Raw genomic sequence first — 24,630 nt, 5'->3', positions numbered from 1 at the left:
TTTTCAGAGTCATCTAAGTAGGAGTAGTTAAATGTGGTGCTCCGTCTATCCAAGAGGAGATGTTATGATGATGAACAACTATATCGGTAATGCGGCTTACTGTTATGCCAATTCAGCTGCGATGCTGCTGGCTTCCATCGAGGAAAAAGTCGAACCAGGCTTGCTTGAAGTGGTTGGCGGATTTTCTTTGGGGGCATTCCTTTCGCCCAATAATATTTTATTTTTTGATAATTGCAGCATGAGTCCAGATTACGCTGTGACCAAAGCGCTGCATATTATGGGATTTACCGTGACGGAACGGGCTTATGACCGGGGCTCGCGTATGCCGTTAGATGCACTCAAAGCATCTTTGAGCAAAGGGCCTGTCATGGTGGGACCGCTGAACATGGGCAAGCTCAATTACAATCCGAATTACAGAGCACTTGAAGGTTCTGATCATTATGTCTTGTTACTGGCCCTTGAAGGGGCTGAAGTATTATTGCATGACCCGGCAGGTTTCCCTAATGTTTATTTAGGATTAGAGCAGCTTGAAGAAGCGTGGAGAACCGAGTTTCCTTGGAGTTCACAGGTATATCGCAGCTGGCATCAGCCTGAACGTGTGGAGCATCCCGATAGAACAGAGATCAATCACCGGGCTTGTGCCTGGTTCTATTCCAGCTTGATCGAGCAGAATAAGGATAAGGTGAATGGGGGAAGGACGGGAATGACTGCCATTATGCAGAAGGCTGAACAGATCCGGTCGGGCGAACTGAGTGATAACGAATGGGCACATTATGTCTATTTTACACTGCCGGTCGGTGCGCGCCGGGCGGAGGATTATCGTTTGTTTTTTGAAAAGATAAATCCTGCTCTGTCTGCCTTGAAGCATACCCAGTCTCTTCAGATGGGAGCGTGTCAGAGCCGTCTGGTGTCCCGAAACTGGGATGAGGCTGGACGGTGGATGAGTGAGCTGGCAGAGACCGAAGCGAGATTAGAGGCAGAGATCATGAAGATGAAATTTGACTAGGCAGAGGGCATGGCGCTGTTTCGTGTTTTAGTGCGTAGAGAGGGGGCATTGTATGCCAAAAGAGAAAAATGACAGACAGCAAGCAGAAACCTTGGCTCAAGAACATGACCATGCCCCGTACGCTTCGTGCAGTTACTCCGGGATGCCAGACGAACAGATCGTGCAGCATATCAAGCAGGGAGACCAGCAGGCATTTGACGAGTTAGTGCTCCGATATCGTTCCAGACTTCACCGATATGTACGAGGCATTACACGAGATGACAGTCTTGCAGAAGACGTAGTACAAGAGGGATTTATCCGTGCCTACCATCATATGCATCAATTGCTGAATCCCAATCGCTTGCTCGCCTGGCTTCAACGAATTGTGAGGAATATGGCCTATACTTATATAGAACGGCGAACGCGTATGCAGGAGCAAACTTTTTCATCTTTACCAGATCAAGGAGACCTCAGTTCCACAGATGAAGCAGGGAGTTGGCAGCATCCAACCAGCCATCTTCTGGATGAACAGATTAGCGTAACTTCACTGCAGACAAGCGAAATAAGCCATGATCCATATTACGCAGCTGCAACAGCGGAAACACATCATTACATCCATCAACTGCTGACAGGATTACATGAGAAGGAGCGTCTGATCTGCGTGAGCCATTGGATCGAACAGCTATCACCTAGAGACATTGCAGATCAAACCGGTTTAACGATTGCTAATATTTATCAGATTCTATCCCGTTGCCGAAAAAAACTGTCAAGGCATCACATACAGCATGGCATCAATGAGCTGCTCAGGGACAACGTGTCCTCTCTGCCACAGTGTGTGGTGCTGCATGAACCACGAACATTTGATGCTCCGCAGACATGGAGTTCTGCAGCGGCAGCTATATATGAGATGTTAAGTTATGTGGGCGTTTCCCCTTCGCTTCCCATCGTTATGGGCTGTACCGGGCTTGCTTTTCGACTCACTGTATATCCAGCGAATCTGCATATTGCAGGGCCCACAGCTTTTAATTTCAAAGAAGTGCTTGGGAGAGGGCTGCGTCATATGGGTTATCTCCCTTCAGCTGTTGAGGCAACGGCCAGTGAGGCGGGAGTGAATGCTAATCTGGTGGAGCCTGCTTTGCTTCAGGATGCTGCCAAAAACAAACGTATGTTACACCCGAGACTAATTCGGGCACTATCCATGATCCGATATTCCGTATCCCGGGGAATTCCAGCAGTCGTGTGGGATTTGAACATTCCCGAATTCGGACTGGTCTATGGATATGATGATCAGAGTCGTACACTGTACGGTGTCGATTTCATTCAATCGACCATCCTTCCCTATGACCATCTGGGGAGAGGGGTAAACGAGGAAATCTTTGTGCTATCCGTAGAACCGAGCCGTATGCGGGACAAGATTAACCTCAAAGCCGTGCTGCAGGATGCTCTGGTACACTATGAGGGCCTTGATACATATATGTTGCCCGACACGGTAAGTGGTCTTGCTGCGTATGGTGTGTGGCGAGAGGCGCTGAGAAGAGGTGACCTTGAGCCCAATGGACATGCATATAATATTGCTGTTCTTTGGGATGCGCGGACTTATGCCAGTGCATTCTTTGCAGAATTAAGTCAATTATGGAGGATGTCGGCGGACAAGCACTCCGTTGAACCGATCGGGGATGTAGATGACAACCATTCAAGCGTCTGCCCGGATACAGGGAAACTCATTCATTTATGCCAGATGGCAGAGGAGAAATACCGTTTGATTGCCGAGAAGCTGCATTTTTTAGTGGAATGTTTTCCTTTCCCCGATGGTGGAGCTCCTGACAAACAGGATGTGATTGATCAAACGGTCCTTGTGCTACAGGAGGTGGAGCAATTGGAACGGTCTGTCATGTCGATCTTGCAATCCATACTTGTTGTGGTGGAGAGCGTAGAGCTGCATGAGTAACCTGAAGAAGAAACACAAGGCGCGAAGCTGCTTTGTGTTTTTTTGCATTCGGGCTGGAAGAGGTTCATACTTGAACAAGTAAGATGTTCTCACCTGAAGTATAAGGCAGGGACTGTCGCCGCATAATAACCAAAGTGACCAAATTCGTTGCACGGACGGTATGTTTTCGGAAAATTTTTCTGAAAAAACGTTCATTATGCACCTTTCATATGTGCTTTTCGTACATATGGTTTATTGTGATCATGTCTTAACACTATATGTGGTAGATCGGATAACTAATAAACGATGCCTGACCGGTGGAGACATGTCTACACACCTTGACAAAAAAATCGGTTTTGTTACAATGTTCACAATATCTTCACAAGTGTAAAAAATTTCTTTTTCATGTTCATGTGTAAGAGGTGTAATATAAGGGTATAGAGTTCGGTTTCGGCCTGCTTGTCGTTTTGTGCGTCAACATGTGTTGTGCGCAACAGACCCAACATACCATGCATCGGTGAGGGTGGTCTCTGGCTACGCTTATCCTAATGTGTGAAATTTGGTACATTTAGTGTATTGATGTATTTGTGGTTCGGCTCAGCTTGACAGGCATCATGAAAGTCGCGGACTTCTATCCCAAAGTAAAGGAGGACTTTCTCTTATGTCACAATCGCCTACTCAACAAGAGGTGCCAGTAACAGAAGGCGCCAACGTATCCGAGCGCCAGTCCCTGGACGTGCTGGATCAACTGATGAAGCCTGAGGTACAGGAGTCTTTAACTGTATTGGTGGAGAACCTGCCTAAATTGGCTGAAATGGTTACTGTAATGACAAAAGCTTATGACTTTGCACAAGGCATCGCTTCAGACAAAGTTCTGATCAGCGACACGATGAGTGCAATGGGTGAATTCGCTAAACCGGTTGTAGAAAAAGCCAAAGGGGTAGCTTCTGCTGCCATCGAGGCCAATGACCGTGCGCAAACCGAGCAAGCTTCGGTTGGCTTGTTCGCTATGCTGAAAATGCTTAAAGATCCAAATGTACAACAAACGCTTCGTTTTGCTCAATCGTTCCTGAGCATTCTGAACGAGCGCGGACAACAGCAACGTTAAGATTAGAAGAACGGAGGATGGATATGTCGAAGCAAATCTTGATCTTGGGCGGAGGTTACGGCGGTCTTCTTACTGCACTGACTGCACGTCAATACCTGACAGCGGAAGAAGCAACAATTACAGTTGTGAACCGGTACCCTACGCACCAAATTATTACGGAACTGCACCGTCTTGCAGCAGGAAGCATTGCTGAGAAGGCAGTTGCTCTTCCACTGGAAAAATTGCTGCGCGGTAAAGATGTGAACCTGAAAATCGATACGGTGGATACAATCAAGCCTGACGAGAAAAAAGTTCTCATGACTAGCGGCTCCACATACTCTTACGATGCACTCGTCGTTGCTCTGGGCAGCGAAACAGCATTCTTCGGAATTCCGGGTCTGCAAGAATACAGCTTCACCCTGAAATCAGTGAACGATGCAAACCGCATTCGTGCTCACGTTGAGGCACGTCTGGATGCTTACAAGCAATCTGGCAACAAAGCAGACGCTACGTTTGTTATTGGCGGCGGCGGTTTGACAGGTATCGAGCTTGTTGGTGAATTCGCTGACCTTCTGCCAGGCGTATGCCAACAGAAAGGTATTGATTTCAACGATATCTCCCTCTACACTGTAGAGGCAGGTCCTTCCATCCTGGCTGGTTTCCCGCCAGAGCTGGTTGATCGTGCGAAATCCAGTCTCGAAAAACGTGGCGTTAACTTCATCGTTGGCGTAGCGATTACCGAGATGAAAGAAAACGAAGTATTGCTGAAAGACGGCAGCTCAATCCCTACGAACACACTCGTATGGACAGGTGGCGTACAAGGTAATGCGGTTGTTGCAAACAGCGGAATCGAAGTGGATCGCGGCCGTGCGAAAGTAACGGAAGTACTGCAATCCACATCCCACAAAGATGTGTTTGTTGCTGGTGACAGCGCAGTGGTCTTCCCTAGCGAAGGTGCTCGTCCATACCCTCCAACAGCACAACTGGCTTGGCAAATGGGTGAAACCATTGGTCACAACCTGGGCGTAATGTTCAAAGGTGGAGCAATGGAATCCTTCACACCAGTATTCTCCGGTACACTGGGAAGCTTGGGTCGTAAGGACGCTGTCGGCATGATCGGTGGCAACCAGACTCGCCTGAAAGGTCTGCCTGCAACCATGATGAAAGAAGCAAGTAACATCCGTTATCTGTCCCACATTCATGGCTTGTTCGCACTGGCTTATTAATCTATAACACAAACATCAAGGGACGCCCGTCGGGCGTCCTTTTTGCTGTGCACATAAGCGTATGAACATAGGCAGTCATACAGATATTAAACAGAGCAATAGAAACGAGACAGGAGCTTCTGGCGCTTAGAAGCGGCGGCTTTCGTTTAAAAGATAGGACAGGGCTTTCATGTAGAAGGTCAAAATAATAACTTTAAAATAACAGGCTAGAGAGCGATATGTCGTTCTCTTACGCATATCTGAGAGGAGAATCAAGGATGAATGTACTGGTGATTGGAGCAAACGGACAGATTGGTAAACATCTGATTGAGCAGCTGGCACAGGAAGGCAAACATCAGGTCACGGCCATGATTCGCAAGCCGCAGCAAGCAGACGCACTAGAGAAACTGGGCGCACAGGTGGTTATGGGCGACCTGGAGGGTACAGTTGATGAGCTTGCCGAAGTGATGAAGGATCAGAATGCAATTGTGTTTACAGCGGGCTCCGGGGGCTCGACAGGTGCGGACAAAACCTTGCTCATCGACCTGGACGGTGCAGTGAAAACGATGGAGGCCGCAGAGAAACAAGGTGTTTCCAGGTTTATTCTGGTCAGTGCCTATGGCGCAGATCAGCGAAGCAAATGGCCGGAAGAGATTAAACCCTATTACGTAGCGAAGCATTTTGCAGACCGGGCGATGTTAGCCAGTGACCTGAACTATACGATTATTCGTCCCGGAGGTTTGAAAAATGAACCGGGAACCGGCAAGGTGGCGACAGGTGTCGATCTGAAGCCGGGCAGCATTGCCCGTGAAGATGTGGCGCGTGTAATCGCAGCTTCCCTCCAGGAGGAGAAGACCTATCGCATGGCCTTTGATCTTGTAGCTGGAGAGCAATCCGTATCGGATGCCTTGGGCAATCTGTAATCGGATGTTGTAAGATAACGGGAGAATGATACGACGGGTAAAGGGGGAGCGGCATGAATGAAACTGTGCTGATCATTGAGGATGAACCCAAAATTGCAAGGCTGCTTGAACTGGAATTACAGTATGAAGGATATCAGGTCACAAAGGCAGGCAGTGGCACGGAAGGGCTGGAGAAGTACACAGAAGGACAGTGGGATCTGATTCTGCTGGATATCATGTTGCCTGGACTGAGCGGCATTGAGGTACTGCGACGGATTCGGTCCAGAGATGCAGCAGTCCCGATTATTATGCTGACAGCCAAGGATTCCGTCGAAGACAAGGTATCCGGTCTCGATCTGGGGGCCAATGATTATATCACCAAACCGTTTCAGATCGAAGAGGTGCTGGCGAGAGTACGAGCAGCGTTACGCCTTGCTGCAGCAGTATCTGCAAGGCTGACGGCGAATGCTTCCGGGCAGGAAGCAGAGCAGGGACTGCCGAGTCAGCTGCATGAAGTGCAGGGGGAGTGGTTAATAGCTGCGAACTTGAGACTGCATGAAGGCACACGCGAGGTTTATCGGGATGCACAAGCGATTGAGCTCACGCCCCGTGAGTTTGATCTGCTGGTCTATCTGTTACGCAATCAGCGTCAGGTGCTGAGCCGGGAACAGATTGTGCAATCGGTATGGGGATACGATTATTATGGTGACACCAATGTGGTGGACGTGTATATCCGTTATGTGCGCAAAAAGGTGGATAACGGATTTACGCCACCCTTGATACATACGGTAAGGGGCGTAGGATACGTCCTGAAGGAGCAATCATGAGCCTGCGCAGTAAAATCTACGGATATTCGTCGGTTTTATTTGCCGCGCTGTTAATTGCAGTGAATCTGTCTGTGTACCTCGTATTTGAGCGGATATCCATAAATAACGAGATTCGCCGTGTGGAAGCGGAGGCGGATTCCATCGTGACAGGGGTGCGGCAATCTGCCGACTCGATACCGCCCGATGATCTGCTACGAGCCTACGCACCTGTCAACGGCATGCTCCGTATCGTACATGAAGATGGGAGCAGCTCGCCAGTAACAACAACCGGAACATCGGAGCCACTCAGCAAGCTGCCTTATCACTATGAAAACAAAACGAAATCGGAGTATATACAGGTTGATCGGGTTGGTTATGTACGGGTTTCGATGCCGCTAATCTGGCCCGATGGAGATGTGGTCAACTTGCAGGTAACGCAGAGTGTAGCTGAAACAGAAGGTGGACTGGCTACTTTGCGTACAGTACTGGTTATCGTGACCATCGTTGCGTTAATTCCTGCTGTGGTGTCCAGCCGAATTCTCGCGAACCGGATGGCAAGACCGATTCATCAGATGACACGTACGATGGGTGATATTCAAGCCAGTGGGCAATTCAAACGGCTTCCGCTGGAGCAAAAGTCAAAGGATGAACTACATACGATGGGCCAGCAGTTCAATCGTATGATCGAACTGCTGGAATCCAACTTTGAACGGCAGGAGCGTTTCGTATCGGATGCTTCGCATGAACTGAAAACACCACTGACCATTATTGAGAGCTACGCCAGTTTGCTCAAGCGCCGGGGCAAGGAGCGGCCTGAAGTATTCGACGAGGCGGTAGATGCCATTCTCTCCGAATCGGTGCGCATGCGGGAGATGACGGAGCAACTGCTGCTGCTGGCCAAGCAGCCAGAGCAATGGAGCGTGCAGCTGGAGCCCGTGGATATTGCTGAGCTGGCTGCTGCGTCCACCCGTGCATTCCGTGAAGCGTACCACCGTGAAGTACGGTGTTACTCTGATACTTCGGGTTCAATCTGGGCGATCAGTGATGAGAGCAAGCTGAAGCAGATGATGTTTATTTTGCTGGATAATGCGCGGAAGTATAGTGAGGATGCTATTGAAGTGAGGCTGGAGACTCGGGGGGAGAGCTGCCGGATACGGATTGTAGATAAAGGTATTGGTATTCGTGAGGAAGAACTGGCGAAAGTATTTGATCGTTTCTATCAGGTGGATGTGTCCAGAACACGTAGCCGAGGTGCTAGTGGGTCCGGGCTTGGGTTATCTCTTGCCAAAGAGCTGGCAGGCGCTGTGGGAGCACAGATTGAACTAACCAGTACCGAAGGTGTGGGTACGGAGGCCTGTATTATTTTGCCACGATCCGTATCAAACAGCCCTGACCGTCCGCTCTCATGAAATTCTAATTCTTCTCTTCTATACTTGATGGAACGATATCAATAACTTGAGAGCAGCGGAAGAATGGGAGGAGGAGTATGTATGGGAGGGCACGAAAAGCGGCCTGAGATGACACGAAGTGAGTCTAAACCAGAGCAAGGGGATCGAGATGAACTTCGTCATAGCAGTACGATGGGAACAGGTTTACGAAGGCTGTTGTGGTGGGGGGCTGGTGCATTTGCAGCGGTGCTTCTGGTAACGGTTCTGTGGTCGAAGCCGTGGCAGCCCGGTCGTGAGCAGTTGTCCGCTGATACGGCTGCTCAAGCTGTGCTGGCTCAATACCCGGGGGAGATTCTTCATTCCACGTTGAAGGACGACACGTATATGATGCAGCTTCGTTCGAGGACGGGGTTATATGATGTACAGGTTGATGCTTATACTGCCGCAGTCCAATCCATCCAGCGGCTGGAGACAAGTCCGCAAATTGAAGAGAAGACGTTGTGGAGTCGTGAGCAGATGAAGTCGGAGCTATTGAAGCAGAGAGCAAGCGAGCAGCTGGTATCACTGGAGCTGGTAGAACAGCAGGGTAGTCCTGTCTATTCTGCCGTGGTCAAAGCGAAGGATAATAGCCGTCAGGAGCTGACAATTGATCCGTATACGGGTGAGATTCTTGCCTCCAAAGCGATCAAGACGGTCCCTTCATCATCTGAAGTGGGAGGCGTGACAAGTGAGCCGAAGTTTCTAAGTGAGAAGCAGGCCCAGCAGAAGGCGCTGGTCAGAGTTCCCGGTGAAGTGGATGATGTGGAGCTGCGCGGCACGAAAAGCGGTAATCCCTATTATCTGGTCGAAATTGATCTGGAGGATGGTCGAGAAGCCACTGTTCAGGTCAATGCCATCTCGGGAGCGATCCGGTCGGTGACCTGGGATAAGGACGATGATTAATAGATATGATGAACAGGATTAGCAGATATGATTAAAATGATTTGGCAGTATTTTCTCATGCAATTCTAATCTTTCTCTCGCCAAGCTCTCATCTGGGCAGGGTACGATATACCTGTAGCCAAGAACGAGAACATAACCGAGGAGATGAATGATGATGATAAACAAACATAAACTATGGATCGGCAGCTTGTCCGCAGCGGTGCTGCTTGGTGGATCGGCCGTGGCAGCCAGCAGCAGTGTGAATGGACAACCTGCTCCAAAAGTTCAGTCTGAAACTATGCAGTCTGTATCCGCATCAGCGACACCGCCGGTTACTTCGAATCAGAACAACACAGGCAAACTGCTCACTATAGCACAAGCGAAGGAAATCGCTCTGCAAGCGGTGGAGGGCAAGGTGGACGATGTCGATCTGGAGCGCAGAAACGGGCAGACCTTCTATGAAGTTGAGATGGACCGAAAGGGCAATCCTGATGTGAATGTTCGACTGGATGCGTATACAGGCAAAATTCTGGCGATTGTAAATGACGACCATGATGATAACGATGAGGATGATCGTGCAGCGGCAGGAAGTTCGTCCGGCACTGCGGTCTCCAATCCAGTGAAGCTGACAGCGGCTCAGGCTTCCAACATTGCGTTGAAACAGGTGAGTGGCGGGAAAGTGACCAAGGTTGAGCTGGACCGGGAGCATGGACGTTATGTGTATGAGATCGAAATGAGAACGGCTCACGGTGAGGCAGATGTAGATATTGACGCAAACACGGGTAAAGTGCTGTCGCTGGATCAGGATTATGATGATGAGGATTAACCGGGATCGTTCTGTTGCCATGGATGCTAATGACATATGCCGAAGATAGATACCCAAGATAGCTAAATCTTGATAGTGTTATGTTAAAGGATTAAGCCAGAAGGCGCTTCATTTGAAAGCGTCTTTTTGCTGTCTGCCACGGTTCAGCATAGGGTCTCCTGTCATGCAAACATCACAACCCTAATAACCCAAACTGTGGTATATTAGTGTAATTGTAGAAATTCAATGGGGCAAGGGGCTGGATAACGAAGTGAATGAACAACATGTGTTGTCTGTTGAAGACTTGCGTATGAAATATAATGGGCGTTACGTTCTGAATGGCATTGATCTGGAAGTCAAACGTGGAGAAATGATTGGTTATATTGGGCCGAATGGTGCGGGCAAAAGTACCACCGTTAAAATTTTACTTGGGCTGATCGAAGGGTATACCGGTGACGTCCGTATCTTTGGGCAAAACATCGCGGATGGCGATGTGGAATATAAGCGCAGAATCGGTTATGTGCCTGAGGTGGCAGAGCTGTACGAACAATTAACGCCGGCGGAGTATTTGACGTTTATCGGTGAATTATATGGCTTGTCTTATGAGGATGCGGACTATAAAGCAAAGCGGTTGATGGATTGTTTTGGACTGGAAAAATCATATCATTCCCGCATTGCCAGCTTCTCCAAAGGCATGCGTCAGAAAGTGCTGCTGATCTCGGCGCTGCTGCATGATCCTGACCTGCTGTTTCTGGATGAACCGCTCAGTGGCCTGGATGCGAATAGTGTGATGGTGGTCAAAGAGATTTTGTCTCAGCTGTCGGCGAAGGGCACGACCATCTTCTACTCGTCACACATTATGGATGTTGTGGAGAAGATCAGCAGCCGGATTGTACTCATTGCCGAGGGGCGTGTGGTGGCAGATGGTACGTTCAAGCAGCTTCAAGAGCAGTCGATGGAAGGCTCGCTTGAGGAAGTGTTCAACGAGTTGACAGGTTTTAATGAGCATAGGGCGATTGCGGAGCGCTTTGTGTCCATCGTACAGGAGGTGCAGTGATATGGCTGAATCCTCCGACTTCCGTACGTTGAAAATACTGGATCGCTTCCGGCCAATCATCGCCAGAACAGGGGCAGATTATGATGTGCTTCGCCTTATTCTGCGAGTGAAGTTCCAGATGGATCAGCGAAGGGTGCCTACCATCATGTCGGCAAGGGCCAAGAGCAAGGATAATGCAGATAGCAATCACTATATCCGCTCTCTCTGGATATATGCACTTATGGGCATCATTATGGTTCCTTTTGTCGTCTGGAACACAGGTCATTTCATGCTGCAGATGGGGCTTGTGTACGGCATCCTGATGTTTATGATTATGAGCTCTATGATATCGGATTTCTCATCCGTGCTGCTGGATATCCGGGATCGTAATATCGTAATGACCAAGCCGGTGAATGCACGGACCGTGGGAATGGCACGGGCTATACATACGGGAGTATATCTTCTGCTGCTCAGCGGATCACTTACAGCTGCACCGCTGGTCGCAGGTCTAGTTGCACACGGAATTGGATTTTTCCTTATCTTTCTTATTGAACTTATTCTGACGAATATGCTGATTCTGTTCTCCACTTCCCTGATCTACCTGTTAATGATGAAGTTCATGGACGGGGAAAAGCTGAAGGATGCCATCAATATGATACAGATTTTGCTTTCAGTGAGTATTGCGATCGGATATCAATTCGTAATTCGTTCATTCGAAATTATTGATTTCAAAGCAGTGTTTACGCCTGAATGGTGGCAGCTGTTTTTACCTCCGATCTGGTACGCATCTGCATATGAATGGTTATTTGCGGGTGGAGGCGGCGGGTGGATCTACACGTTCACTGCGCTGGCTGTTGTCGTTCCGGTAATCAGCCTGTTGATCTATGTGAAGCTGATGCCGTCCTTCGAATTGTATCTGGAAAAAATGGCTCACGTCAGCCAGACCTCAAGCCGCCGCCGGGGCGGATGGGATCGCTTTGTTGCCAAGCTGGTCAGTCGCTCCAGGGAGGAGCAGGCCTGTTTCCGTCTGGCAGCCAGTCTGATGCGCAATGAACGTGAGTTCAAGCTACAGGTATATCCTTTGCTTGCTCTGGCAATGGCTCTTCCTTATTTGTTCTGGTTAACTGCGCTGCAATCATCTACCTGGGCTGAATTTCGCCAAAGTGAGTTTGTATATACGTTGTATATTATGCTGTTTTTGGTGGTGACTGCTGTTACCGTCCTGAGATATTCGGGACAATACAAGGCTGCATGGGTGTTCCGCGCGGCGCCGATGGCCAATGAGAACGTATTGTACCAAGGAACTTTAAAGGCATTTTTCTATAACCTGTTTTTGCCGCTGTTTCTTCTCAATGCTGTTGTATTTACATGGGTATTCGGGTTCAGAATTCTGTCTGACCTTGTTATCATTCTGCTGTCTTCCTCGGCACTGGTTCCGTTATCTGGCAAGCTGCTGTTACGAACGCCTCCTTTTTCCGAATCGTTCAGTATGGCACAGAAATCAGGCGGCTGGTACGCGCTTATCGTTATACCGGTGTTACTTATGCTCTGGGGAATTCATGTGTGGTTTAAAACGCTGCCAGGGGGGAGCTGGATATACGGTATGATCTTGATCGTTGCCAACGTGCTGCTGTGGAAGCTGCTCTATCAGGTGAAGAAGCCGGGGCATGTTGAATGACCGACGTCTACCGGGTCAGCGGTGGTATAATCTCAAGCTCAGCCCGGAAAGAGTAGATCGGAAGCAGATGCAAGCAAAGTAAAATAAGTAAAGTAAAGTAAAGTGAAGTGAAGTGAAGTGAAGTGAAGTGAAGCGGAATAGTGGGGATATAAGGGGGCGGAATGAAGAAGAAAAGAAAAGGAAGGCAAAGGCGTGAAGAGTAAGGTGACGCAAGAGTAGGGAGAAGCAGAACGCAGTAGCGTAAAGCATATTGAAGCAGGGGAGCACAAAGTAGTGAAAAGTAAAGTGGAGTGAGTAGAGTAGCACAAATTCAAAGTAACAATATAAGTTGAGCTATTCAATTTACTTAGCGCGGAGCATAGAATAAATCCGAAAAAGCGGAGTGGTCGCCTGAAGGATTTGCTGCAATGAAGTTACATCGGAAGCGTAGGCTTCCCCTTTATCGCCGGATGGGTTCCTTGTTGGAGAAGAGAATACCAACCCCCAATGTGGGCTAGGGTTGGTAGGCTGTCATCCGATGCGCTAACGATCCTGAGAGAGCTTATTATGCGATAAAATGGGCCGGAAAATCTTTAACGATCTCCAGCAACCTTATTTCTGAAAAGGAACGTATTTTAGCCTTGAAAAGGGCTGGAATTGGCATAATAGCGTCTCTGGAGATCGTTAGGTTTCTGATACGCGCGAAAATGTCCAAATAGCGTTTCCTGAGATCGTTAAAGCATCCGATGCGATGCAGTTACAAGTTGTGGACGAGCACTTCTCTCATTCTACGGTGCAATCATATGCTGTTCACTTTGGTCATCATCTATATAATGTGTGCATGCTCGACGTTGCGATTGGGTTGGAGGATGCGAACGTTGTGCCTTTATTATTCGGCCCGGCCTGTTCTCAGAATGGCTTCAGCGAGACGGTCTGCTGCTTCTAAAGTGGAGATACCAGAACGCACAGCTTCTGTGTAGACCTGGCTTAGCGTGCCTGCAATCCCCGCCACCTTCTGGCGGATCAGGTCAGGCCCTGCGCCTTGCAGTTCGCAGGCGGTGCTGATGATGCCGCCTGCGTTCAGCACATAGTCAGGCGCGTACAGGATGCCGCGCGCCTGCATGCGGCGAGCAACCAGCTGTCCACCATGCAGCTGGTTGTTCGCCGCCCCGGCGACAATGGAGCAGCGAAGCTCCTCCGCTGTCGCCGGGGTTATCACGCCCCCCAGGGCACAGGGGGCGAACACCCTGCAGTCAGCGGCGTGGATACGGGCCGGATCGGCCGAAATGGCGCCGCTGAACTGCACAAGGGCACGTTGTACACGTTCCGGTACAACGTCTGCCACGATCAGCCGTGCCCCGGCTGCGTGCAGGTAACGGCACAGGGCATACCCGACCTTGCCCAGTCCCTGGACAGCAACGGGATTGCCCTGAAGGGCGGCTACGCCCTGATGGCGCAGTGAAGTGACGATGCCGATGTACACGCCATAGGCGGTCATGTCGGCAGTGAAGTCATCTTTTGCGCCAAGCGAGCCTGTAGTATCCGTCACATATGTCGTCTCCACCCGGATCTGGTCCATGTCTGACGCCGTGGTGCCCAGATCCAGACCTGTCACGAAGCGCCCGTTCAGCCGCTCCAGACAGCGGCCCAGTGCGCGGAAGCGCAGCGCCCGCACATCTAGCGTACTTGCTGCGAGCATGGCGTCCCCCTGAACGTTCATCACAATTCGTGCCTGAGCTGTGTCACTGCTCTGTGAGTCCGTCCGGGTATTCGCTTTCGTCTCTTCGGTCTGCTCGCGCATCTTGCTCCCCGCGAGCATGGCGTCCCCCAGATCATCCATCGCAGTCCCCGCCATTACCCCATCGCCTCGCTCATCCATCCCGCTTGCTGCCTTCATCTGCTCGCAAGCACCAGCAACATCCCAGATGACAGCTTTGCCGCCACCGTACGGCAGCCCTGCCATCGCATTTTTATAGGTCATGCCTTTAGCCAGCTTCACTGCGTCACGGATTGCTTCCTCTTCGGATACATAGGTCCAGCAGCGGCATCCCCCCAAAGCCGGTCCCAGGGCCGTGTTATGAATGGCAATGATGGCTTTAAGTCCGCTCGAGGGATCATAGCAAAAAACAAGCTCCTCCATGCCTTCCCGCTCCATTTCCCGCCATACCTGCATCGTAACTCCCTCCTTGATGTGAACCTCTGATCCGAAACGTATAACGGGTACCAATGCTTTCTCATCCCCAGCTAAGAATAGACTCCGCACTGCATGCCCATCCTTAGCATCGTGGCTCCTTACTCGGTCAGCCTGCACTGTATTGTCATCGTCTTCCGCATATCGAGTGTGGTTAAATACAGCATATTCATGCTGCTTCTTGTGCGCCCCTGGGACCTACGCCGGGTTGAACATCAGTACAAACAATTCTATAATGGCATTTCCGGCTCTCGTGGGTCCGGGTGGACATCCTAAATTGACATGAGACCGTTTAAAAAGACAGCATAACGTCCAATGATGGTGATAAAGGAAATTGCATGTGCGATACGACCATTCAACAACGTCGGGCCATATCAGGTCTAAATAAAAGCTCACCATGCAGCATGTAACAGAGACCAGGTTTTCCGTAAAAGGCCAGGAAAGAGGGATCACCATTGCTTAAAATATTGTTATTTATCTTTTTGATTCAAATTGTATATGTGTCAGCCTACACCCTTCGTATGATTTTGACGCTCAAAGGACAGAAATACATCGCCGCCTTGATCAGCATGGGTGAGATCGTCATCTATGTGCTGGGTTTGAATCTCGTACTTAGTTATCTGACCCAGCCTTCTGCGCTGATCGTCTACGCAGTAGGGTACGGACTTGGCGTTCTGCTCGGTGCATGGATTGAGGAGAAGATTGCACTCGGTTACGTTACCGTGAAAGTGATCTGCAACCAGCTGGACGGTCATGTCGCCAACGCGCTCCGGGATAAAGGGTACGGCGTTACCGCATGGGTAGGCAGCGGGCGGGACGGGGATCGGCTGGTCATGGAGATTCTGGCAAAGCGCAAAAACCAGAAGCTGCTCTACCAGACCATTCTCGCGCTTGATGCAAAGGCCTTTGTCATTACTGTCGAGCCCAAACAGTTCCACGGTGGCTTCTGGACACGTTCGATCAAAAAGTAAAATGGGGCAGGTCTGCAGTAGATGCAGTCCTGCTTGTTTTGTTTCATTTTTTCTTGCGCCAGGCAGTCCCATCCCTTTTTGATATTTCTCCGACAAACCCTGCTTCACAAGTTAACTTCATACGATGCCAGGTTGTTTCGGGTACAAATCCCCTCCTGTTCAGTACGCATCCATAGATGTGAGTTCAGGATTATTGTTGTAATCGCTCCCAGGATTTACATTGTGAATATGTCATTTGCGACATGATGTACCGCAGAGGGACAGGCAGGGAAACTCAACATTAACCTTTCAGGAGGAATGGATTCGATGAGAAAAACAGTACGAAGCTTATGCAGCACGGCTCTGGCCCTTACGCTGGGGCTCACCTTATTATCGGGACCTGCAAGTGTGCAGGCAGCGGGCAATGCGGATTATAATCTGACAGGCTTCTCCCAAGGCAATACGGGTGGAGGTATGATCAGCGAGTCGAGCACGGCTGTGTACAAAAAAGTGTATAATGCCACCGATCTGGCGCTCGCTTTGAAAAAGAACTCCGGTGTCAAAGTCGTCGAAATTATGAACGACCTTGATCTAGGATGGAATGAGATCCCAAGCACGGCGCAGGCTTCGCCTTTTGCCAAGCATAACGATGCCCTGACCCATCCAGTCTTGAAGCAGACGGGTGTCAGCAAAATTACGGTGGACGGCTTCAATGGCCTGACCATTTTCTCCGCAAACGGGTCCAAGATCAAACATGCTTCTATTACCGTGAAACGCAGCTCCAACGTCATCATCCGCAACCTGGAGTTCGATGAGCTGTGGGAATGGGATGAATCCACCAAAGGCGACTATGACAAAAACGATTGGGATTACATTACACTGGAGGACAGTAGCGGCATATGGATTGACCACTGCACCTTCAATAAAGCCTATGACGGACTCGTTGATTCGAAAAAAGGAACCAGTGGCGTGACCATCTCCTGGTCTACCTTCAAAGGGGATGACGGCAGCTCGAACAGTTGGGTTACCCGCCAGATCAACGAGCTGGAAGCCAACAAAGCTTCCTATCCCATGTACAACCACCTGCGTAGCAGCGCGGTCGGTCTAAGCAAGGAAGATATCATTGCCATCGCTGGTTCGCAGAAAAAAGGTCATCTCGTGGGTGCAACCAGTCTGGAATCGACGAACGCCAATCTCTCTATAACCTTGCACCATAACGTCTATAAAGACATTCAGGATCGTATGCCGCGTCTGCGCGGCGGCAACGCACATGCCTACAACATCATCATGGATGCCACCGATGCCCGTGCAGCACAGGCGCGTATAAGCAATGCTATGGCAGCAGCTATTGCATCCAAAGGTTACAAATTCGGAATTACCAGCAATGGAGCCATTTCCACTGAAAACGGGGCTGTGCTGGTTGAGAAATCAGTGATCAAGGATGTGCAATACCCGGTGCGCAACAATCAGACGGACCCGACCAATGCCACGTACACAGGTAAAATTAGCGTAGCAGATACGATCTACTCGCTGGATGGCAGCTCCTTCCGTGGCAGCAGTGATACGGCGGGCAGTCCGCTGGCTCCAGTTCCGGCTGCAATCAAGCCTTTCTCGTGGAACGGCTTCTCATCCCTGCCTTACAGCTATCAGGCAGACGATCCGTCTACACTGAATGCACGTCTGACAGCCTCTAACGGTGCAGGTGCAGGCAAAGTGAACTGGTCCAAGGATAACTGGCTGAAGACGAGCTACTAAATTACGCAATAAAGCACGACCAAAGACAAGATGAACGGAAAAGCGAGTGGCCCCGCAGCCTGGTTGTGGGATCACTCGCTTTCAATTTTATGTGAAAGTATCTTTATATCCAACTGAAAAGAGCCCTCTCTTATATGGAAAGGGCTTATTTTTCTATTTAGTGGGCATACATACTATGTCGATTTTTGTTGACAAAAGGCAATTAGCTTCATATTCTTAATGAATATGAGAATCATTATCACGATCAGAGATGAAGAGAGAAAAGGGGTTTATTTCATGTTAGTAGATCAACGCAAACGTTCTACCCTGATGATGGTGACAACACTGTTGTTACTGTTATTTATCGTGGGCTGTAGTAATAAAGAGAGCGGTTCGCCATCGTCTTCCGCAGCTGGAGATCAGGCAGCTTCTGCGAAGTCGATTACGATGTCGTGGCCGCGAGATATCGGTACGATGAATCCACATACGTATAACCCGTCCCAATTGTTTGCTCAATCCATGATCTACGAGCCGCTGGTCAGTTACCAGAAGGATGGTAAGCTGGAACCCGCACTGGCTGAGTCATGGACCATCTCTGATGATGGCAAAGTGTATACATTCAAGCTGCGCCAAGGGGTGAAATTCTCCGATGGCACGCCGTTTAATGCGGAAATTGTGAAAAAGAATTTTGACTCCATCATGAAAAATAAAAAAACACACAGCTGGCTTGGAATCGTCGGTGTGCTGGACAAAACAGAGGTCGTGGATGACCACACCTTCCGCATGACACTTACCGAGCCGTACTACCCTGTGCTTCAGGACTTGTCTGTTGTTCGTCCGTTCCGTTTCCTGGGCGCGGCAGGCTTCCCGGATGATGGTGATACGTCGAAAGGCATCAAGGAGCCCGTTGGTACGGGGCCATGGATGCTGGCTGAATATAAGCAGGATGAATATGCTGTCTTCAAGCGTAACCCGAATTACTGGGGCACTGCACCAGCGCTTGATCAGATTACCGTGAAAATTATTCCTGATGCAGAGACACGTGTGCTTGCTTTTGAAAAAGGCGATCTGGATCTGATTTACGGTGAAGGTGTGATCAGTCTGGATGCATTCCAGCAGCTTCGTGACAACGATAAATATGTAAGTGAGCTGTCTGATCCGGTAGGTACGCGTGACCTGCTGCTCAACTCTTCCAATCCGAAGCTGTCTGATGTAAGAGTGCGCATGGCGCTTCAACAAGGCTTCAACAAGAAAGCGATGGTTGAGGGCATCACGCTAGGCCTGGAAGAACCAGCCGATACGGCATTATCCAAGAACTATCCGTATACCAATGTGGATCTGAAGCCCATTGAATATAACGTGGAGCAATCCAAAGCATTGCTGGACGAAGCAGGCTGGAAGCTGCCGGCCGGTGGAACTGTGCGTGAGAAGGATGGCCAGAAGCTGGAGTTCGAACTGATTTTCGATAAAACCGATCCGATTCAAAAAGCGATGGGTGAAACGATTCAGGCTGAATGGGGCGAGCTGGGTGTCAAAGTAAACCTCACTGGTCTTGAATTGACGGTACAGATCAAACGCTTGAAAGCCAATGATTTTGACCTGTATTTCTGGTACAATTACGGAGCGCCGTACGACCCGCATTCCTTTATTAATGTCGTAGCAAGTTCTGGGTTCGGAATTTCCGAGACACTTAGCGCTTTGCCTATGAAAAAGGAATTGGACGAAGAGGTGCATGCAGCATTGTCCTCTACAGACGAGAAAAAGCGTCAGGAACTGTATACATCCATTCTGACGACATTGCAGGAGCAATCGGCGATTGTGCCGATCTCTTATATCAAGAAAACAGCCGTATATCAGAAAAAAATTGCTAAATTTGTGTTCCCGGCGAATCGGGATGAGAATCCATTTGTTGGCATGCAATTAAGCAATCCGTAAATTCGAAGTACACTCGGAACAAAGAGATAATATATGCAGGCAGGAAGGCTTGTGTGGCAGGGTAAAAGGGAGGAATGTTTGGTGATCGGCTATATTGGTAAACGAATGATCGCGATCATTCCTATCGTTTTTATCGCTACGCTTGTCACTTTTGGGCTTATTCATATTTCACCGGTTGATCCAGCCGAGGCGTATCTTACAGCAGCTCATATCTATCCGACGCCAGAGCTGCTGGCAGAGAAGCGGCATGAATTTGGTCTGGATCAGCCCTTATTTACTCAATACCTTCATACCTTGCAGAGAATAGCTCAGTTGGATTTTGGTACTTCGTATCTCACCAACAAACCGGTGATGGATGAGGTGAAGGATAAATTTCCAGCCACGGCAGAGCTGGCCTTGTGGAGCATTCTATTCTCTACACTGGTGAGCATCCCATTGGGAATTCTGGCGGCGGTATACAAAAATAGCTGGATTGACATGGTCAGCCGCATCATCTCCTATGTTGGAGCATCTATTCCGCAGTTCTGGCTCGGATATCTGCTTATTTTCTTTTTTGCAGTCAAACTGGACTGGCTGCCTGTGGAGGGGCGCGGCTCTTGGGAGAATCTGGTGCTACCTACGCTGACGCTTTCCATGGTCATGATTGCTCTGTACACCCGTATGCTGCGAACCAGTGTCCTGGAGCAATTACAGGAAGCATACGTGCAGTATGCGAGAACACGCGGTATACGTGAACAGGTCATCATGCTCAAGCATGTGCTCAAAATTGCGATCACTCCATTTATTACAGGAATGGGCATGACCATGGGCAGACTGCTAACCGGAACGATTATTGTCGAACAGGTTTTTTCGTGGCCGGGCTTCGGACGTTATTTTGTGGAAGCGATCTTTAACCGCGATATTCCCGTGATCCAGTGTTATGTCTTTATTTCGGCATGTCTGTTCATCGTATGTAATCTGATCGTTGATCTGATACAGCTGTATATGGACCCGCGGATTTCAGCGAAAGGACGGGCAGAGCATTGATGAAACGATGGCGTACAAGGTTTCGAGGGCAACAAATGATCTGGATTTGCGCAGCGATTATCCTTCTTTTCTTCATCCTGGCATTACTGGCTCCATGGATTGCACCGCATGATCCTGTGAAGGTGAATCTGCTGCAGAAGCTGAAGGCTCCATCTGCAGAGCATTGGCTTGGCACAGATCATCTGGGAAGGGACAATCTTTCCAGACTTCTCTATGGATCACGGGTTTCCATTGGATTTGCCACGCTGATTTTTTTGTCGTCTTTGGTGATCGGGCTTCTGGTCGGGTCGATCTCCGGTTACTTGGGCGGCTGGATCGACAACGTGCTGATGCGTCTGTGTGAAGGCATACTGGCATTTCCGCAGCTGGTTCTGGTGCTTGGCATCGTGGGTATCTTCGGCCCGGGTCTGATGCAGATTCTGCTGGCACTCATGATGGTGCAGTGGGTGCACTATGCCCGCATATGCCGAAACATGGTGGTTAGCTTGAAGGAACGGAATTATATTGCGGCAGCTCGAATTAGCGGGTCCTCTACCTGGACGATTATTCGCAAACATATCATTCCGAATGTCCAGCGTCCCATCGTAGTCATGGGTACACTGGAGATGGGCTGGGCGATTATGGACATCTCTGCATTATCCTTCCTGGGACTCGGTATCCAGCCACCGAATGCGGAGTGGGGAGCCATGATACACGAAGGAACAAGCTATATTCGCAGTCATCCAGAACTGATGATCTATCCGGGTGCTGCCATACTGCTGGTTGTGATGGCGTTTAACATTTTGGGAGAGGCCTTATCCGACCGTTACGGCGTTTCCAGAAAGTAATTTTTATGATGGTCAAAGGTGGAGAACAATCTGGACAAGGGGGAATGTGACGATGGCCGATGCGGCGAATGTACTTGAAGTTCGTGATCTGCAAGTGAAGCTCAAGACAGCAAATGGATCGGCCCCGTTACTGGACCCTGTTCAGTTGACTTTGAAAAAGGGTCAGGTCTTCGGCCTGGTTGGCGAGAGCGGCTGCGGTAAAACGGTGACATGTAACGCACTGCTGCGCTTGCTCCATCCGCGCAGGATGGAAGTATCAGGAAGTGTTTGTCTGAACGGACTGGAGCTCAGCACGTTACCCGATGAGCAGATGCGGCGCATCCGTGGCAAGGATGTCGGGTTCATTATGCAGAATCCGATGAATGCTTTTACCCCTGTGTATACGATCGGCTCTCAATTTGTTGAGACGCTGCGAACTCATACACAGATGTCCAAAGCGGAGGCGAGGGAGCAGGCCATTGCCGCGCTGGCCGATATGAACCTGCCTGACCCGGCAAAGCTGATGAAACGATATCCGTTCCAGCTCAGCGGCGGTCAGCTGCAGCGGGTGATGATTGCTGTATCCATGTGTCTGCGACCCGCTTTGGTGATTGCTGACGAGCCCACGACAGCGCTGGATGTCGTGAATCAATTGAATGTGCTGCGGGAACTGGATCGGCTCCGTAAGGAGCATGGCACATCCATTCTACTCATCTCACATGATCTGGGGGTCATCTCACAGATGGCTGATGAAGTAGCCGTCATGCAGAAGGGACGCATCATCGAGCAGGCAGACGTGTATCAGTTGTTCGATCATCCCCGGCATGAGTATACCCGGATGCTGCTGAATGCTCGGCCCCGTATGACTTTGGGGCATTAAGCAGTATTGTACGTTATCATGCTAAGGTTTCCTGGCGTACAACGGCTTGATACAGCAGGTCTGAGGGCCTGTGTTCAATGAATACGCTGTTTAGCCATATTCGGACAAGAGTAATAGATTGCTGCAGATGCAAAAGCAAATGCATGAGTGTTAAACAAGAAGGGGGGCGCAGAACTGAATGTTACAAGTACATGAAGTAAGTCACCGCTATGGCAAGCGAGGCTGGCTGGATCGTTCGGGGGCGCGCCCCCCTGTACTGACGGATGTATCCCTTACGATTGAGCAGGGCGTATGCCTTGGATTGCTCGGTACGAGTGGGGCAGGCAAAAGCACCTTGGGCAAGATCATATTGGGACTGGAGCGACCAAGCGAGGGGCAGATTATATTCCAGGGACAAGACATCTACCAAGCGGATAAAAAGGTGCTCCTACGATTGCGTCGTGATCTGCAGGTTGTCTTTCAGGACTGCTACTCGGCTGTGAATCCGATGATGACAGCAGCGCAGATCATTGGAGAGCCGCTGGATAATTACGAGCGTCTGTCAGCGAAGGAGCAGCAGCGCACCATTGAACAGCTGCTCGTTCAGGTTGGCCTCACACCGCAGGATGCGGGCAAGCTTCCGCATCAATTCAGCGGCGGTCAGCTCCAGCGTGTCAACATTGCCAGAGCCATCGCACTCAAGCCGAAGTTAATTGTGCTGGATGAGTCAATCAGCAGTCTGGACATGGTACATCAGACACAAATTCTGTCCCTGCTGGCAGAGCTGCGAGCAACGTATGGATTGTCTTATCTGTTTATCACCCATGACATCCGGGCCGCACTCACAATTTGCGACAGCATCACCGTGATGGATCAGGGAAGGCTGGTCTATACCGGGGATGCCACGGCTTCCGTCTTGGATTCGGATCACCCGGCTGTGCAGCAGCTGGTATCCTCCATTCTGCCAGAGCATCCGTCAGACCGGATTGTGTTTGAATAGAGGATATCAATTTAATGGCTTCTAACGCGAAGAGGCCCCCTCTCATGGTTTATGAGAAGGGGCCTCTGTTCTTGTTTTCCAAATAACCTACTGTTCGGTTAGCTCTATTCCTAATTTCCCCGATCGGCACGCTCCATGCGATATGTATATTTAACAAGTTCAATCTGCTGCTGTTTGAAGTCCTCAATCCAATCACCACTTTATTATCCTTCTTATTGTAATAAACGACCGCATCAAATCCAGAGCCATTAGTGTCATTAAGTGTAGAGTTAGGTAGATCTGCGCGATCCGATCCCTCAATCTTGGCCTTTTCATTCTCTCCTGTAATATCTCTAACATAAGCGGCATCAGAAATCTGATGATAAGTTTTATCAGAAATAAACAAAATCTACTTCTCTTCCTTTTATATACTATAATATAGATTATATTACCTTAGAAATAAATCTGTCACAAGGAGAGGGAATAAGAAATGAATCGTAAACTAAGAGTGCTATTAATAGTATTAGCATCTTGTATTTTATTAATTGGTGGTTGTGCAATTACATATCACGTAAAAAATAGTAATATCGTAAAAAAAGCAACGCCTATAGGATTAGAATATTTTAAAAAAGAGTATAACGTTGACGTGGAGTTCACGGACTCTCAGGTTTTTGCTGGTTACGTATCTTCGAAGGTTATTTTATACGGACATATTAAGGGTCATGAGAATGAAGCAATTAATATATGGATTAACTACAATACTTATGAAGTGGAAAATGTGGGTGGACCAGAGTGGCTGTTAGAGAAGGGAGAAAAAAATATTTCTCCGAAATATAAATTATAAAATTAATAGTGAGGTAAGACTATGCTTCGTCTGAGGAATATTACTGTGATACTTGTGATTTTGTAAGTCTTAGGAGGTTACACAGGAATAACTGAGAGGCATTTCAAAGATCAAGAAATTTTTAGATAGAGCAGGAGCCATTGCAATTGATTATCTATAAATTGGATGTAACTATTATGGAAAAAGAGATGATGCCTAGATGGCAATGAGTTGGGTGACTGTGTATGGTTACGTAAAAGGTCACAAAGAACAAACATTTAGTATTTCTATTAATTATGAGATCAATCAAAAAGAGTCTTTTATGTATAGTCAACAATTAAAGAAAGTATTGCAAGCAGAGGAAGGCTCCAATAATTAATATAGGCTTTTACATATGTAGAGAGCGTGAATCCAAGGATTTCAAAATAACAAAAATCAATTTATCGGAGGATATGACAAATGAAAAAAATCATGTTACCTATAATGAGTGCAGTGTTAGGCATGTCAGTATTACTTTCTTCGCAGGCTTCGGCAGCCACAACTTTTAAAGACGTGCAGGCGAATCACTGGGCAAAATCGGCTATTGAATCGGCTGTATCCAAAGGATA

Annotated in this window: 22 protein-coding genes and 1 pseudogene; 20 read left to right on the top strand and 3 right to left on the bottom strand. The window is 48.9% G+C overall.

The features are described 5' to 3' along the window. The first annotated feature begins 67 nt into the window (after positions 1-67). The 11 genes from DFQ00_RS24495 (at position 68) to DFQ00_RS24445 (ending at position 12,740) form a co-directional block, all read left to right on the top strand. Positions 68-1,006: a hypothetical protein gene (locus tag DFQ00_RS24495; RefSeq protein WP_110899091.1), complete on the top strand. Its 939-nt coding sequence runs from the start codon at positions 68-70 to the stop codon at positions 1,004-1,006. Between the two features lie 52 nt (positions 1,007-1,058). Continuing rightward, positions 1,059-2,933, top strand: a complete 1,875-nt coding sequence (locus tag DFQ00_RS24490; RefSeq protein ID WP_110899090.1) for an RNA polymerase sigma factor — start codon at positions 1,059-1,061, stop codon at positions 2,931-2,933. Between the two features lie 640 nt (positions 2,934-3,573). After that, positions 3,574-4,020 carry a DUF1641 domain-containing protein gene (locus tag DFQ00_RS24485; protein WP_110899089.1) on the top strand — a complete coding sequence of 149 codons (447 nt, stop codon included), beginning with the start codon at positions 3,574-3,576 and terminating at the stop codon, positions 4,018-4,020. A 23-nt stretch (positions 4,021-4,043) separates the two neighbouring features. Beyond that, positions 4,044-5,225 (top strand): NAD(P)/FAD-dependent oxidoreductase, encoded by a 1,182-nt coding sequence (locus tag DFQ00_RS24480; protein WP_110899088.1) that lies wholly within the window; start codon positions 4,044-4,046, stop codon positions 5,223-5,225. A 257-nt stretch (positions 5,226-5,482) separates the two neighbouring features. Then, on the top strand, positions 5,483-6,127 hold the full coding sequence (locus DFQ00_RS24475; RefSeq protein WP_110899087.1) for an SDR family oxidoreductase: 645 nt from the start codon (positions 5,483-5,485) through the stop codon (positions 6,125-6,127). Positions 6,128-6,180: 53 nt separating this feature from the next. Further along, positions 6,181-6,933: a response regulator transcription factor gene (locus DFQ00_RS24470; protein ID WP_110899086.1), complete on the top strand. Its 753-nt coding sequence runs from the start codon at positions 6,181-6,183 to the stop codon at positions 6,931-6,933. Continuing rightward, the gene (locus DFQ00_RS24465) at positions 6,930-8,321 is read left to right on the top strand and encodes a sensor histidine kinase (protein WP_110899085.1); all 1,392 of its coding nucleotides are present in this window, start codon (positions 6,930-6,932) and stop codon (positions 8,319-8,321) included. The genes DFQ00_RS24470 and DFQ00_RS24465 overlap by 4 nt, the downstream gene beginning before the upstream one ends. An 81-nt stretch (positions 8,322-8,402) precedes the next feature. Further along, on the top strand, positions 8,403-9,242 hold the full coding sequence (locus DFQ00_RS24460; RefSeq protein ID WP_167433830.1) for a PepSY domain-containing protein: 840 nt from the start codon (positions 8,403-8,405) through the stop codon (positions 9,240-9,242). A 154-nt stretch (positions 9,243-9,396) separates the two neighbouring features. After that, positions 9,397-10,047 (top strand): PepSY domain-containing protein, encoded by a 651-nt coding sequence (locus tag DFQ00_RS24455; protein WP_167433829.1) that lies wholly within the window; start codon positions 9,397-9,399, stop codon positions 10,045-10,047. A 250-nt stretch (positions 10,048-10,297) separates the two neighbouring features. Then, positions 10,298-11,083, top strand: a complete 786-nt coding sequence (locus tag DFQ00_RS24450; RefSeq protein WP_110899082.1) for an ABC transporter ATP-binding protein — start codon at positions 10,298-10,300, stop codon at positions 11,081-11,083. Position 11,084: 1 nt separating this feature from the next. Further along, positions 11,085-12,740, top strand: a complete 1,656-nt coding sequence (locus tag DFQ00_RS24445) for a hypothetical protein (protein ID WP_110899081.1) — start codon at positions 11,085-11,087, stop codon at positions 12,738-12,740. 868 nt (positions 12,741-13,608) lie between these two features. Here the strand turns inward: DFQ00_RS24445 and DFQ00_RS30395 are convergent. Together DFQ00_RS30395 and DFQ00_RS30390 are read right to left on the bottom strand one after the other, a co-directional pair. Then, positions 13,609-14,439: a Glu/Leu/Phe/Val dehydrogenase family protein gene (locus DFQ00_RS30395; RefSeq protein ID WP_425271057.1), complete on the bottom strand. Its 831-nt coding sequence runs from the start codon at positions 14,437-14,439 to the stop codon at positions 13,609-13,611. A 204-nt stretch (positions 14,440-14,643) separates the two neighbouring features. Then, positions 14,644-14,892: pseudogene (locus tag DFQ00_RS30390) on the bottom strand (Glu/Leu/Phe/Val dehydrogenase dimerization domain-containing protein); the annotation flags it as partial. A 473-nt stretch (positions 14,893-15,365) separates the two neighbouring features. On the opposite strand from DFQ00_RS30390, the gene DFQ00_RS24435 reads away from it, so the two are divergent. The 7 genes from DFQ00_RS24435 (at position 15,366) to nikE (ending at position 23,220) form a co-directional block, all read left to right on the top strand. Beyond that, complete coding sequence (locus DFQ00_RS24435) at positions 15,366-15,881, top strand: DUF2179 domain-containing protein (protein WP_110899080.1); 516 nt, start codon at positions 15,366-15,368, stop codon at positions 15,879-15,881. Positions 15,882-16,187: 306 nt separating this feature from the next. Next, positions 16,188-17,615: a pectate lyase family protein gene (locus DFQ00_RS24430; protein ID WP_110899079.1), complete on the top strand. Its 1,428-nt coding sequence runs from the start codon at positions 16,188-16,190 to the stop codon at positions 17,613-17,615. Positions 17,616-17,891: 276 nt separating this feature from the next. Continuing rightward, positions 17,892-19,529, top strand: coding sequence for a nickel ABC transporter substrate-binding protein (gene nikA / locus DFQ00_RS24425; protein WP_110899078.1), 1,638 nt, complete (start codon positions 17,892-17,894; stop codon positions 19,527-19,529). An 81-nt stretch (positions 19,530-19,610) separates the two neighbouring features. Continuing rightward, positions 19,611-20,555, top strand: a complete 945-nt coding sequence (gene nikB, locus DFQ00_RS24420) for a nickel ABC transporter permease subunit NikB (protein WP_110899128.1) — start codon at positions 19,611-19,613, stop codon at positions 20,553-20,555. Then, the gene (nikC, locus tag DFQ00_RS24415) at positions 20,555-21,382 is read left to right on the top strand and encodes a nickel ABC transporter permease subunit NikC (RefSeq protein WP_110899077.1); all 828 of its coding nucleotides are present in this window, start codon (positions 20,555-20,557) and stop codon (positions 21,380-21,382) included. Before nikB ends, nikC begins: the two co-directional genes overlap by 1 nt. A 52-nt stretch (positions 21,383-21,434) precedes the next feature. Further along, positions 21,435-22,241 carry an ABC transporter ATP-binding protein gene (locus tag DFQ00_RS24410; RefSeq protein WP_110899076.1) on the top strand — a complete coding sequence of 269 codons (807 nt, stop codon included), beginning with the start codon at positions 21,435-21,437 and terminating at the stop codon, positions 22,239-22,241. A gap of 178 nt (positions 22,242-22,419) precedes the next feature. Next, positions 22,420-23,220, top strand: a complete 801-nt coding sequence (nikE, locus tag DFQ00_RS24405) for a nickel import ATP-binding protein NikE (protein WP_110899075.1) — start codon at positions 22,420-22,422, stop codon at positions 23,218-23,220. 49 nt (positions 23,221-23,269) lie between these two features. On the opposite strand, the gene DFQ00_RS24400 is transcribed toward nikE, so the two are convergent. Continuing rightward, entirely contained in the window at positions 23,270-23,605 is a 336-nt protein-coding gene (locus DFQ00_RS24400) for a hypothetical protein (protein WP_110899074.1), read from the bottom strand. Positions 23,606-23,689: 84 nt separating this feature from the next. Here DFQ00_RS24400 and DFQ00_RS24395 point away from each other — a divergent pair, with 84 nt between their 5' ends. Next, positions 23,690-24,043: a hypothetical protein gene (locus DFQ00_RS24395; RefSeq protein ID WP_110899073.1), complete on the top strand. Its 354-nt coding sequence runs from the start codon at positions 23,690-23,692 to the stop codon at positions 24,041-24,043. Positions 24,044-24,242: 199 nt separating this feature from the next. After that, positions 24,243-24,401 (top strand): hypothetical protein, encoded by a 159-nt coding sequence (locus DFQ00_RS30000; RefSeq protein ID WP_244213991.1) that lies wholly within the window; start codon positions 24,243-24,245, stop codon positions 24,399-24,401. Positions 24,402-24,630: the final 229 nt, after the last annotated feature.

It is taken from the genome of Paenibacillus barcinonensis (genome assembly GCF_003217495.1).
Lineage (GTDB): Bacteria > Bacillota > Bacilli > Paenibacillales > Paenibacillaceae > Paenibacillus > Paenibacillus barcinonensis.
This window is presented reverse-complemented; position numbering and strand designations above follow the sequence as displayed.